Origin of the sequence: Polaromonas sp. OV174, assembly GCF_900112285.1 — a bacterium.
GTDB lineage: Bacteria > Pseudomonadota > Gammaproteobacteria > Burkholderiales > Burkholderiaceae_C > Polaromonas.
The window spans coordinates 91,728-104,086 of sequence record NZ_FOKZ01000002.1 but is presented as its reverse complement, the minus strand read 5'-3'; the positions used below and the strand labels follow the sequence as shown (position 1 = coordinate 104,086).

The window sequence follows — 12,359 nt, the reverse complement described above, 5'->3', positions numbered from 1 at the left end:
CTTGCCTGAATCCCATGTCGATGAATACCTCTTTACCCAGTGCATCCCGCACGCATCTTGTACTGATTCCCAGCTACAACCCCGGCCCCAAGGTGTATGACACCGTGCGCTCGGCGCGCGCGCAGTGGACGCCGGTCTGGGTGGTCGTGGATGGCAGCACCGACGACAGCGCCGAAAGGCTGCAGGCCATGGCGCTTCAGGATGATGGCCTGCGCGTGTTGGTGCTACCGCACAACGTCGGAAAAGGGGCCGCCGTGCTGCAAGGGCTGGACCTGGCCGCCGCGCAGGGCTTTACGCATGTGCTGACCATGGACTCGGACGGCCAGCATCCGGCCCAACTGATTCCCGACTTCATGGCGGCTTCTGCCAGCCAGCCGGCGACCATGGTGCTGGGCATGCCTGTGTTTGCTGCCGATGCGCCGCGCTTGCGAGTCAACGGACGCAAGTTGTCCAACTGGTGGGCCAACCTCGAAACGCTTTGGGCCGGCATTGGCGACTCTCTGTTCGGTTTTCGCGTCTACCCGATTGAGCCGCTGCGGCGCGTCATGCATGACCAGCGTTGGATGCGCCGTTTCGATTTTGACCCCGAGGCCGTCGTGCGCATGTGCTGGCTTGGCGTCAAGCCGGTCAACATTCCGGCCACCGTCAAATATTTCCGTCCCGACGAAGGCGGCGTATCGCACTTCAACTACCTGCGCGACAACCTCTTGCTGACCTGGATGCACTCTCGCTTGTTGCTGGGTTTTATTTTGCGTTTGCCGGTGCTGCTGGTGCGGCGTATCAGAGGCGGATAGCGGCCAGAGTGCTAAGCGAAGCGTGCTGCCCGCTTTTCAAGCAGGGGTCGCGGATCTGGCTTTACAAGTCCGCAGGCGCAGCGGCCCCCTCGGGGGGCAGAGAGCTACGCGAAGCGAGCGAACGTGGGGGCCATTTTTTAGATCATTCCGCCATTGATAGAAATGACCTGGCCACTGATATAGGCCGCGCGCTCCGACGCCAGGAAACTGACCAGGTCGGCGACTTCCTCGGGCTGGCCGGCGCGTTTCATGGGCACCAGACGGGCGATCGTGGGTGCGTCAAAGCTGTCCTGGCTCATGGGCGTGCTGATGATGCCGGGCGCCACGGCATTGACGGTGATGCCGCGGCTGGCGACTTCCAGTGAGAGCGACTTGGTGGCCGAATGCAGTGCGCCCTTGGCCGCCGAGTAGTTCACCTGGCCGTGGTTGCCGGTAACGCCGGCCACCGAGGTGATGTTGATGATGCGGCCCCAGCGCGTGCGTATCATCGGCATCATCAAGGGCTGGGTAACGTTGAAGAAACCATGCAGCGACACGTCAATCACACGATGCCACTGTTCGTCACGCATGCCTGGGAAAACGGCGTCGTCATGGATGCCCGCGTTGTTGACCAGAATCTGAATCGGGGCATGCTCCAGCAGTGGCTGCAGTGCGTCAGCCACCGCCTGTTTGTCCGTCACATCAAACACGAGCACCTGGGCGCTGCCGCCCTGGGCGCCAATCTCATCCGCTAGCATTTGCGCCGCGTCCACGCCGCGGTTGGCGTGGATCAGTACATGACAACCATCGGCCGCCAAACGGCGGCAAATGGCCGCGCCTATGCCGCCGCTGCCGCCTGTGACCAAGGCGTGTTTCATGGGGTCTCTCCTGAAGGGGCTAGGGGGAGCATGCCGTCGGCGTTCACGACCACGGCAGCTCGGCCATCGAGCAGCAGGCGGCCGGCCGCATGCAGGCTGAATTGGTACAGGATATGCCCCTGGTTGCTGCTCAGGCATACCGCCTCAATGTCCAGGTCGGCGGCTAGGTCGTCCAGCCGTGGTACGTGCAGCTTGGTGCCGCGCACACTCACAAGAAAACCGGCGCGCGGGCGAGGGCTGTTGGCCGGTGCCAATAGTGCGCCATGCACCGCCATGGCTTGCGCCGCATATTCAATGCCGCAGGCGGCGCCCAATTGCTGGTGTGAGCGCAGCGGGTTGTCTGTGCTGCGGTGGCTGCTGGCGCGACACTCGATACGCTGTTCATCCCAGTGCACAACCTGATCGAGCAAGCACATGCTGCCCTGATGCGGGATATGGTCGGCAATCCAGCTGTGATCTAGCATAAGGAAATGTTCACCGCCAGGCGCGTGCCGTCGAGATAGTCCAGCACCACGGCGCTTGATTGACGCTGCGCGAGGCGACGCAGCAGGGGCAGGCTGCGGGCTGCGGGAATGCCGATGCGCAAGGCTTCCAGCGCGTCGTCGTCAAGTCGCTCCGCAGCCGCATCGCTCAGGCTGACGCTGATGCTCGCCAGGGATTGCGCACTGCGCCGGGGCGCCAGCACCAGGGCCACACCGAATGCATCCGGTATGGGGCGGCAGCTGTGCAGGGGCTCGGGATATGGGGTGTCGCAGGCCAGCAGCAGACTAGGCCTGTTGTCGACGACGACCTGGGCCAGTGCCTCCAGCAGGCCGGCGCCGAAGCTGGCGTCAAACGCGCACAACACCGACGATGGGCTCGTCGCGCCGGTGGCAATGCTCCAGTAGCCTGCGGCTGCGTTATGCACCGAGTTGTGGAAACGGGTCGGCGATATCTGTCTATCGTCGGAGGCCAGCATCTGGCAGATTTCGTGGCAGTTATAACCATCGCCGCTGGAGGCGGAAAACACGCTGGGCAACTGGGCGGCATCCAGTCCGGCGGCTGCCACCGCCTCGAGACCGGTGGCCAGCGTGAGCTTGACAATGCCGCTGCTGCGTCGGCGTTCTGCCGCCGGCAGGCTCAGTGGCGCCGGCAACACGGTCGGGCTGCTTTGGTAGGGCTGCTGCCCGGTGAGCAGGGCCAGGCTGTCGGGCCAGCCATTCAAGCCAGGCCCAAGCAGACCTATGCCGTCGATGTAGGCGGTGAGTGCTTGCATGTTAGTAGCCTTCACTCTTGTCGCGTCCAAACACCAGGCTGCAGTTGGTGCCGCCAAAGCCAAACGAATTGCTGAGCACATACGAGACCGCTTGCTCGCGATTTTTCAGCAAGTAGTCGAGCGGCAGCGTCGAATCGGGCTGCTGCGTATTCACGCCACCGGGTAGCAGGCCATGCTGCAATGCCAGCGCACAGATCACGGCCTCCAGGCTGCCTGCGGCACCCAGCGTGTGCCCGGTCGCCCCCTTGGTGGAACTGCAGGGCGTGCCTGAGCCGAACAGCGCTGCGACGGCCTTGGCCTCGGCCGCATCGTTGCTGGGGGTGGCTGTGCCATGCAGGTTGATGTAATCGATATCGGCCGCGTTCAGACCCGCCATTCGCAAGGCCTCCTGCATGGCCATGCGTGCGCCCAGGCCCTCGGGATGGGGCGAGGACATGTGATAGGCGTCACTGGACTCGCCCACGCCCAATAGCAGCACGGTATTTTCATCGGTCTGCTCGGGCCGACGCTCCAGCAGAGCGAACGCTGCGGCCTCACCGATGGAAATGCCATCGCGTGCGACGTCGAAGGGGCGGCAGGGCTGGGCTGAAATCAGTCCCAGGGAGTTGAAGCCGTACAAGGTTGTCAGACACAGCGAATCGACGCCGCCTACCAGCGCCGCGTCTATCAGTCCCGCGGCAATCATGCGGCGGGCCGAGGCAAATACCTTGGCGCTGGAGGAGCAGGCCGATGAGACCACGACGGCCGGACCGGTCAGCTTGAAATAGCGACGCGCGAAATCGGCGACGGAAAAGGTGTTGTGCGTGCCGCCATAAACAAAATCGGCAGGCAGTGCAGCGCTTGCGGGGTCGCGCCGGCGGTAGGCCAACTCGGTTTGTAAGATGCCGGAGGTGCTGGTGCCGATAAAAACGCCGACGCGTTGCGCCCCATATTTCTGGCTGGCAGCGTTGACGGCTTGCGCAAAACCATCTTGCATCAGACCCAGCAGCGCGAGCCGGTTGTTGCGGCAATCAAAGTCGGACAGATGCGCGGGAAGCTGCACCTCATCCACGCCAGCCACCTCGCCAATAAAAGTGGCCAGATCCACGGTGTCAAAGGCACAGGACGCCAGGCCACCACGCTGCTGGCGTAGCGCGTCCAGGGTGGGCTGGAGACCATGACCGATGGCGCTGGTCGCGGTGAAATGGGAAAGCCAGAGCGGGTACAGAGGAAAACCAATCTAAATAAAAAGCTACTTTAGCAAAAGCAGGCGGTCGGTCCAGGTCAGATCGAGGGCGCGTTTGGCACCGTCATTGACATCTTGGTGCGCCGGTGCTGACGCAAGGAGAGATAGGCTGCAACCCCTCCCAGCACCAGGCCCGCCCACATGTCTACGGCGACATGCTGGCGTATGGCCAGGGTGGAGTAGACGATGCCAACACACCATGCTCCGTTGAAGGTGAGCAGCCAGAGTGGTCCGCTCAAACGGTGTAGTAAGTGATGTAACCAGATGCCAGAAAACACCGCGGTGGCAACATGCAAAGAGGGGAAGGCATTGCCCGAGGCATCCATGTTTTTCAGAAAATCCATGCCGGGATACAGGGCCCAGTCGATGTCAGCGGCGGGTGCGGCGGTGGGCCAGAGATAAAAAATACCCAGCCCTATCAGGCAGGTCAGGGTCATCGCCAGACCATAGGCATAGAGCTCCCGCTTGCTCGCCAAAAACAAGGGCGGCAGGGAAACGTAAACCCATAGCGACAGGTACACGGGCAGCGCCAGCGGCTGAAAGCCGATCAGGTGGTCCAGCCAGGTGACTGGCATCAGCGTGGTCGGGTAGGCCGGGTATTTGAGCAAATAAAAGTAGACGCCGAAAAACAGGCTGATGAACAGCATGGTTCCTAGGCTTTTCAGATAGAAGTGCCTGGGCATGAGCTTGGCGGCTTGCCGGTACCAGGGGTCATGACGGGCCGGTGAGTTGTTCATGCCAGTGCCTGCCTGAGGGTTACGGTATGCAGTTGGGCTGCCGCCACGGAGTCCAGCAATTCGGGCAGGACTTCAAGAATGACCGGCTTGCCAGTGGCGCTGCGGGCGGCATTGCCGTCATGCAAGAGCAGGATGGCGCCCGCGTTCAGGCCAGTCAGCAGCTTGGCTTTGACGCGTGCGGCGTCGCCTATCCGGGTATCGAAACCGCGCACCGACCAGCTGGCCAGTTGCAGTCCGAGTCGATGCAGCACCGGATCGAGAAATGGGTTGCGCAAGCCGGCCGGGGCGCGAAAGAACAGTGGCCGTTGGCCTGAAACCGCCGTCAGCGTGTCCTGTGCGGCGGCTATTTCGCGTGTCATGCCGCGCGAGCCCATTAATGAGAAATGATGGCGATGATGCTGGCTGTGGTTTTCCACGGCATGGCCGCGGCGCACGATTTCTCGGCACAAATCCGGGTGGCGCAAGACCTTCTCGCCAATGCAAAAGAAGGTGGCTTTGACCGCATAGCGGTCCAGCAGATCCAGGACTTGCGGGGTGACCTCAGGGTCGGGGCCGTCATCGATGGTCAGGGCAACTTCACGTCTGGCCGTGGCCGCGGCCGGCAGCCGTGTCCAGTTTGAACCCAACCAGTGGCTGCGTGGCCATAGTCCGGTGGCGGCGATGAGCAGGTGGTTGAGCACCAATACAGCCAGTACCCAGGGCCATTGGCCGGGTGCCGCGAGGAGCGCCAGCAAGGCCAGCAGATGCAGCGCGACGGATGCCTGCACCAAGACAGTCGGTCGCCAGCGTGAATCAGACATGGGTTTGCTTTGAAAAAATGGCGGAATACATCAGCGCCAGAATAACGCCAGGCGCCACGGTCACGCCCATGGCTTGCAGTATGGAGACATTGGAAAATGCCAGCAGACCAAAACCGGTCACTGTGGTGAGATTGGCAAACAGCATGGAAACCAGTGTGGTGGGCGGGATGGGCGTTGTCGGATCAGGTCGATCAAAGAACAAGGCGTAGTTTGAGCCCACGGCAACCACTAGCAGCAGGCCCACCAGATGCAAAATAATCAAAGGCTGGCCGAGCACGGCCAGCCCCGCGGTAACGGTGATGACCGCAGCCAGCAGCGGTGCGATGACCCGGAGCACGCGCAGGGGTGAGCGAAAAACCAGCAGCAGCAGCGCGACGATCACCAGCACGCCGCCCAGCGAGAGCAGGACGGCTTCATGCAGATAGCCGGAGTACAGGCGATTTGACTCGGCCTTCATATCCACGAACAGAACATTGGGCAACTGGAGGGTGCCGAGCGCGTCGTGAAGGTGGCTGGCATTGATGTTGCCGCCTGCAGGCGCGGTCAGTGGTAGCAAGGCCCGCCATTGCTGGCCTTGCTGAATCAGCAAGGCATCCAGGGCCATGGCCATGGAGGTTTTTTCAAGATCCGTGGCTTGCAGCAGGGGCTGGTTGCGGGCCGCATCCACATCGGCCAGAAAGGGGGTGAGGCGTTCGGCGTTGATCGGCAGGCCCTGAACCGCTTGCGCGAGCTCTGCCCTTAGTGCCGCGGGAGGTGGCAGGCTGGCCTGTCGGGCGCGCTGCGTCGCCGTGCTGGGCAGGTAGCGGCTGGGGCTTTCAAAGCCGGCGATTTCGCCTTGTTCGACCTGCGTTTGCAGCAGCTCGGAAACCTGTTCGGAGGTGCCTAAGACGGCCTCCCGGCTGGAGCCGGAAACGACCACCAGATAACGCACATCGGGCGCCCCCATGTCGGCGCGCAGGCGCTCGTCTAGCGCCACATCGGCCTGCGATACCGGACTCAAGGCGGAAATCCTGTCGTCCAGCAAGTTGGCGCGAAGGTGGATCAGGGTGGCCGCAGCCGCCAACAGCACGATGGCGGCGGGCCAGCGCAGTACCGAGGCACGCCGCACCAGGCGGGCCAGTACGCTACCGACAGCCGAGACATCATGAATGCGAAACTGTGCCGGCAAGAGATGAGGCAATACGTAACGGGTAACGGCAGCTGCGGCGATCAAGCCGGCAATCGAATACAGGCCAAGCTGTGCCAGGCCCGGAAAGCCGGACAGCAGCAGTGAAGCAAACCCGGCGATGGAGGTCAGCACACCAAGCCTGATGGTGGGCCAAAAGCGCTTGACCCAATGCTGCTGGCCTGCGCTGCCTTGCCCGGATTGCATGAACAGATAAATGGAATAGTCCACCGCTTCGCCGATCAACGCAGTGCCAAATCCCAGCGTGATGCCATGCACCGAACCAAAGCCAAGGCTGACGGCGGCGATGCCTGCCAGCACACCACTGATGACGGGCAAATAGCCCAGGGCGAGTGCGGTGAAGGAGCGGTAAACCAGTAGCAGCAAGCTGGCAATCAGCACGACGCTGATCAAGGACAAGCGGCTGACCTGGTTCTTGATGGTGTCGCGTGAAGTGACCGAAAACACGCCGGGGCCGGTCATCAGCAATTTGGCGGAAGCGGTGGCGCCGGGGGCTGTTTCAAAGGCTTGCCGTATGGCGGCCATGGCGCTTTGCTGGGCGTCGGTGTCTGAGCCTGCGGCGCGCGTTTGCAGCAGCATCAAGGCGCGCTGGCCATCGCGTGAGGCCCAGGCGCCGTCTACCAGTTTGGGCTGACTGCCACTGTTGAGTTGCTCGAGCAATTGCACCATTTCACCCGTCGGGTCGCGCGGCAGCATGGTCTTGACCAGCAGTCCGGCGGGCGAGGCCAGCAAATCTATGCTGTCGCTCAAGGCGGCGTGCAAACCGTCTGCCGTGAAACGTTCGGGTGTCACCGCAGGGCTCAATAGATAGCGGTGGTTGAACAGAAAAGCACGGTCGCGCTCGGCATTGACCGGTTCGCCATTATTGACGCTGGCAAAGGCCGGATCGGCACGCAGGCGCTGGGAAATTTGCTTGGACAGCGCGGCGCGGCTGGGCGCATCGGTGCCTTCAATGCCCACCAGGATCAGGCGTGAGGCCAGGCCGTCACGCAACTGATCCATCAGCAGTTGTTGCTCCGGCGTGGGGGTGCGCGGCAGAAATGCCGATAGATCCGTGGTGAACTGCGTGCGGCCGATGATGGCGCCGCAGGCCAGCAGGAACGCCAGCCATAGCGCGATCATGGTGATGCGGCGGCGACGCGTGGCTGTCATCACGGTGCAGCCAGTGCTTCGATGTTCATCACGGAGCGGTCGCCATCGGCCTGGGTGATTTCTATGCTGCGCACCTGCTCGCGGCTGCCGGAGATATTGATGTGCTTGACGATGGCCTGCATTTTTTCATCCAGCGGCTGCAGTTGCAGGGTCCAGCGTTCGGCTGCGCCTTCCAGGCTCAGCCGATAGCTGCGTTCCAGCGCTTTGCGGTCGCCCGCCAGGGTGCCGCGAATGCTTTCTATGAAAGCTGCCAGTTCCGGATAGGCCTGCAGTTGCAATTGGCGTTTTTGCCGGCCGCGCTCTATGGTCAGCTCGCTGCCGTTGACGATCATGGCTTCGGGCTTGGGTTTGAGCGTGCGCTTTTCGAGCCGGTCCGGCGCGGTGTAGAGCAACTCCCCGGAAGATTCGACGGGCTTGTCGAGCACGGCCAGGTATTTTTTCTCGACAAAGGTGGCGCGGCTCGATTTGTTTTGCGCCAGCGAATCCATCAGTTGCTGGATATCCCAGGCGGCGAAGGCCGAGGTGCTCAGCAGGGCCAGCGTCAAACCCATGGCGAGTGCGGCCAGTGTCAAGGCCAGGCGGCGCTGGCGGCCGCCTGGCGTGCCTGTCCGCGTCATCGCAAGGACCGGGGAAGGAGCAAAGAAGATCATGTGATGTCTGTAGAAGGCTTGCTCTGGCCGGGCACCGGAGCGCGCCAGAAGTCAAAGAAGTTGAACCAGTTGTAAGGCGCGCTGTAGCAGTATTGCGCCATCAGCCCAGCATAGCGCGTCATGGCCGCTTGCACCGCCAGCGTGCGGCCGCGCGGCGGCAGGGCTGAAAAATCGGCCAGGGTTTCAAAGTGGATGTCGTAGCGGTTGCCGCCGCGGTACAGACCGGTCATGAACAGCACCGGGCGTTTCAGTAGGGCGGCCATGCGAAAAGGGCCTGGCGGCAAGGCGGCGGCATCGCCCAGAAAATCAATCATGTGCGTGTCGTCGTTGCCCAGCGAGCGGTCGGCCAGCATGCCGACGACGCCACCCTGGTCCAGCAGCTCGTGTACCCGTAGCATGGAGTCGAGATGGCCCAGCGCAATGATGTCTTGCTGCGCATTCGGGTTGATGGCGCCCAGCGCGGCGTTGATCTTGCGCGCATTGTCTTCGTACATCGCCATGGCCACGCGCAAGCCGGGTCGCTGGCGACCCAGGGCTCTGAGCACTTCAAAGCTTCCCAGGTGAGCGCCTATCAGGAACAGCCCCTGGCCATCGGCCAGGGCCTCGTCGATCAGCGCCTGGTTGTGAATGCGGATATCGAACAGCTCAAAGCGGTTGTTGAGCAGGTAGATGCGGTCGTGGATGACAGAGGCAAAGCTCAGAAAATGCCGGAACAAATGCCGCCAGCCGACCGCAGCCGGTGATGGCAGCTTGAGCGCGCGGCGCAAATATTGGCGTGACATGCGGCGCGCTGCCGGTGCAAACGCCAGGAAGTAGGCGGCGATGCCGTATAGGAAGAAGCGGCTGGCGCTGCGGCCCAGGCGCAGGGAAATCCAGGTCATGAGGCGCAGCCAGAACACGCTGCTGCGCTCCGGGATTTGCTTCCATTCCGCGCTGCTGGCGGCGCTGGCTGTTTTGTGCGCTGCTGTCATGGCCCGGGCTGCAACACCAGTGTGCCGGTGGCCACCTTGCGGCTGCCGCTGGAAATGTCAAAGCGCATGCTGCCCGAGGCGGTGCTGGCGTAGGCAATGCGCAGGAGCTCGCCCGGACCAACCGGACTGAGGAATTTGACCGAACTGACCTGGCTGATCTGATTGACAAGGGGCATGTCCTGCCCGCTTGCTGCGGTATCGGCGCGCAGTGCCTGCAGCACGGCATGTATCGCCGCATCCAGCAGCAGCACGCCGGGCAGAATCGGGGCGCCCGGAAAATGACCGGCAAAAGCCGGGTGGTCGGGGGCAATCAGTAGCGTCGTTTCACCGTGCATGGGGCGCTCCTTGACCTTGATGCGCTTGCGCCAGTGCTGCCAGTGTGTGGCGCGGCAATTTGCCGCTGCTGTTGCGCGGCAGCGCATCGAGCAGCACCAGCGGCCTGGGCATGAACATGGCGTCTATGCGCTCACGCAGGGCTGCCAGCAAGCTGGCTGGCGTCATGCCGGGGGCGACGGCAAAGGCCATCAGGCGCGTCACCTTGTCGTTGTCGCCTTCGTCGGGCATGAAGAATGCGCCATCGATCACGCCCGGCACCGCATTGAGCTGATGGTTCAAATAGCCTAGCGAGCTGCGCTTGCCGGCGATGTTGATGAGATCGGCGGTGCGGCCGTGCAGCAAAAAGCGCTGGTCGCTGAGCAGTTCCAGCTCATCGCCCAGCGGCACGGCCTGCTCCAGGTGTGCGCCGGCGGCCCAGAACTGGCCCTGCACGGCGCTGAGTGTGACGCCGGGGAAAAGCGTCCACTCGGCGGTTTGCGTGATGCGGCGTGTGGCGACCTGCCCGGTTTCGGTGGAGCCATAAATCTCCAGCAAGGGCGCTTGCAAGCGGGTTTCGGCTGCCAGCGCCAGCTGGGGCGACAGGGGTGCGGTGGCCGACAGCACGCTATCGGGCAAGGGAATGTCCAGCTCCGAGGCCAGCAGCACTTTCAGGTGCACCGGCGTGGTGACCAGCATGCAAGGGCGCGGCGTGGCGGCCAGTACAGCGCAGATATCGGCCGGGTAAAACGGATGGCTTGCGCTCATCGCGCCAGCGCTTTGCAGTGGCAGCAGCACGGAAGACTCAAAACCAAACATGTGCTGCGGCGGCACCGTGGCCACAATGCTGTGGCGACGGCCATCGAGCAGACCGAGGCGGGCGGCTTCGGCGCGCACGCTGTGCACCAGGCCGCCCCAGCTTTTGCGATGCGCCACGGGTGTGCCGGTCGAGCCCGAGGTGAACACGATGGCCACCGTTCGTGCCGCGGGAATCTCTGGAATATCCAGTCGGTCCGTCGCCGCGCCGGCCGTCGCCGCGCCTGTCCAGGTAAATTGCGGCAGGGCCAGGGACTGCGGCTGGTCGCTCAGGCAAAACACGTCCGGTGCGAAGCCCTTGACCTGGCGCACCATCTCCGGCGTCAGGGTGGGCGGCAGCAGGCTGATCTTGTCGGCCAGCAAGGCTGCGGCCACGCCGACGGCAAAGCGGTAGCGGTCGCCGCAGGTGTTGAGCACATGCCGGCCCGGGGGCAGGGCGGCGGCCAAATGCCTGACGTCGGCCAGAAATTGCCCTGCGGTGATAGCTTGGCCATGGCCGTAAGCCAGCACGTCTTGTGCATGGGGGTGCGTGATCAGCGGCCAGCTGTTCATGGCAGGCCGGCCTTGCCTTCTGCGGATGCCTGCCGGTAGGCGCGAATCGCCTCCAGCGGCCCGGCCCGGTCGGCCGGTGGCAGCAGGTAGCAGCGCGCGGCATATTCGCCGGCGAACATCAGCACCAGCAGCGGAATGCCAAGCAGATAGGCAAACGCCGACCAGATGGCCACGGGGGCCAGCCAGAACAGCAGTAGCGAGAGCCCGGCAATGGCGCCAAAATAAGCGGTCCAGGCCCAGGTGGCCGCGCGGGTGTAACGAGTCAGCGCCGGCGTGAGGCTGCCATGCACGATGCTGGCAAAGCGCGAAATCATCGGTGTTTCACCCTGGCGCAGGGTCAGGCCAAAGCTTGCGCCAAGCAGTGAATAAGTGCCTGCATGCTCAAGCAGGAAAACCCAGTGGTAGTGAGCGATCAGCCAGTCTTTCAGGCCGTAGAGCGTGGCGCAGCCCGCCAGCCACAGGGCCAGCATGGGCAAGCGTCGCTCTGAGCGCCAGGCCAGCAAAAAAGCCAGCAGCAGTGCGGGTGCCAGGGCCACCAAGGCGCCGGGCAGGCTGTGCAGCTTTGACGACGCCGCCAGATGGGAGAGCAATGCGTAGCCTATTCCCAGGCTGAGTAGGCCGGCCCAACGACAGGCTTGTGTGAGGCTTGTCGTCTGTTTGGCGTTCACTTGCTGCGCTGGGCCGCGATATGGTCGCTCAGGCTGCGCAGCGAATGAAAGATGGCGTGGTTGTCTTCGTGGTCTGCGCGCAGCTGCAGGCCGTAGCGCTTGGAAACCACCAGCGCAATTTCAAGAATGTCTATGGAGTCCAGCCCCAGCCCATCGCCATACAGCGGCTCGTCGGCCTGCACGTCGGCGGCGGCGACTTCCAGATTCAGGGCGCTCACCACCAGCTCGGCGACTTCAAGCAGCAGGGCTGCATCAGCCGGTGTGGATGACGCTTGCGTGGTCAATTCGGACATGCGGAAAATTCAATCGGTGAGAGTAGGGAAATGATTAAAACCCCGTTGCCGGGGCTTTAATTTTAGCGGAGTCGCCCATGTAGCGAGCCTA

General features: G+C 63.0%; 12 protein-coding genes and 1 pseudogene. 1 reads left to right on the top strand and 12 read right to left on the bottom strand.

The window, feature by feature from the left end:
• The first annotated feature begins 20 nt into the window (after window positions 1-20).
• The gene (locus BM160_RS02255) at window positions 21-794 is read left to right on the top strand and encodes a glycosyltransferase family 2 protein (RefSeq protein WP_091999765.1); all 774 of its coding nucleotides are present in this window, start codon (window positions 21-23) and stop codon (window positions 792-794) included.
• 137 nt (window positions 795-931) lie between these two features.
• Here the strand turns inward: BM160_RS02255 and fabG are convergent, their stop codons facing one another.
• The 12 genes and pseudogenes from fabG to BM160_RS02190 all read right to left on the bottom strand — a co-directional run bounded on the left by fabG (window position 932) and on the right by BM160_RS02190 (window position 12,268).
• Window positions 932-1,651: a 3-oxoacyl-ACP reductase FabG gene (gene fabG, locus BM160_RS02250; protein ID WP_091999762.1), complete on the bottom strand. Its 720-nt coding sequence runs from the start codon at window positions 1,649-1,651 to the stop codon at window positions 932-934.
• The gene (locus BM160_RS02245; RefSeq protein ID WP_091999758.1) at window positions 1,648-2,115 is read right to left on the bottom strand and encodes a hotdog family protein; all 468 of its coding nucleotides are present in this window, start codon (window positions 2,113-2,115) and stop codon (window positions 1,648-1,650) included. The genes fabG and BM160_RS02245 overlap by 4 nt, the downstream gene beginning before the upstream one ends.
• Window positions 2,109-2,906 carry a beta-ketoacyl synthase chain length factor gene (locus BM160_RS02240; RefSeq protein ID WP_091999754.1) on the bottom strand — a complete coding sequence of 266 codons (798 nt, stop codon included), beginning with the start codon at window positions 2,904-2,906 and terminating at the stop codon, window positions 2,109-2,111. Before BM160_RS02240 ends, BM160_RS02245 begins: the two co-directional genes overlap by 7 nt.
• Window position 2,907: 1 nt before the next feature.
• Window positions 2,908-4,113 (bottom strand): beta-ketoacyl-[acyl-carrier-protein] synthase family protein, encoded by a 1,206-nt coding sequence (locus BM160_RS02235; RefSeq protein WP_091999751.1) that lies wholly within the window; start codon window positions 4,111-4,113, stop codon window positions 2,908-2,910.
• A 56-nt stretch (window positions 4,114-4,169) separates the two neighbouring features.
• Window positions 4,170-4,868 carry a phosphatase PAP2 family protein gene (locus tag BM160_RS02230; RefSeq protein ID WP_091999748.1) on the bottom strand — a complete coding sequence of 233 codons (699 nt, stop codon included), beginning with the start codon at window positions 4,866-4,868 and terminating at the stop codon, window positions 4,170-4,172.
• A complete protein-coding gene (locus tag BM160_RS02225; protein WP_091999744.1) occupies window positions 4,865-5,668 on the bottom strand; it encodes a polysaccharide deacetylase family protein in 804 nt (267 codons plus the stop codon). Before BM160_RS02225 ends, BM160_RS02230 begins: the two co-directional genes overlap by 4 nt.
• Window positions 5,661-8,006: an MMPL family transporter gene (locus tag BM160_RS02220; RefSeq protein ID WP_091999741.1), complete on the bottom strand. Its 2,346-nt coding sequence runs from the start codon at window positions 8,004-8,006 to the stop codon at window positions 5,661-5,663. Before BM160_RS02220 ends, BM160_RS02225 begins: the two co-directional genes overlap by 8 nt.
• Complete coding sequence (locus tag BM160_RS02215; protein ID WP_369821738.1) at window positions 8,006-8,656, bottom strand: LolA-related protein; 651 nt, start codon at window positions 8,654-8,656, stop codon at window positions 8,006-8,008. The genes BM160_RS02220 and BM160_RS02215 overlap by 1 nt, the downstream gene beginning before the upstream one ends.
• Window positions 8,653-9,627, bottom strand: a complete 975-nt coding sequence (locus tag BM160_RS02210) for an LpxL/LpxP family acyltransferase (RefSeq protein ID WP_091999738.1) — start codon at window positions 9,625-9,627, stop codon at window positions 8,653-8,655. The genes BM160_RS02215 and BM160_RS02210 overlap by 4 nt, the downstream gene beginning before the upstream one ends.
• Window positions 9,624-11,307 (bottom strand): annotated as a pseudogene (locus tag BM160_RS02200) (AMP-binding protein). The gene BM160_RS02210 and the pseudogene BM160_RS02200 overlap by 4 nt, the downstream one beginning before the upstream one ends.
• Window positions 11,304-11,897 (bottom strand): COG4648 family protein, encoded by a 594-nt coding sequence (locus BM160_RS02195; RefSeq protein WP_255368567.1) that lies wholly within the window; start codon window positions 11,895-11,897, stop codon window positions 11,304-11,306. The pseudogene BM160_RS02200 and the gene BM160_RS02195 overlap by 4 nt, the downstream one beginning before the upstream one ends.
• 74 nt (window positions 11,898-11,971) lie before the next feature.
• Entirely contained in the window at window positions 11,972-12,268 is a 297-nt protein-coding gene (locus BM160_RS02190) for a phosphopantetheine-binding protein (RefSeq protein WP_091999724.1), read from the bottom strand.
• Between the last annotated feature and the right edge of the window lie 91 nt (window positions 12,269-12,359).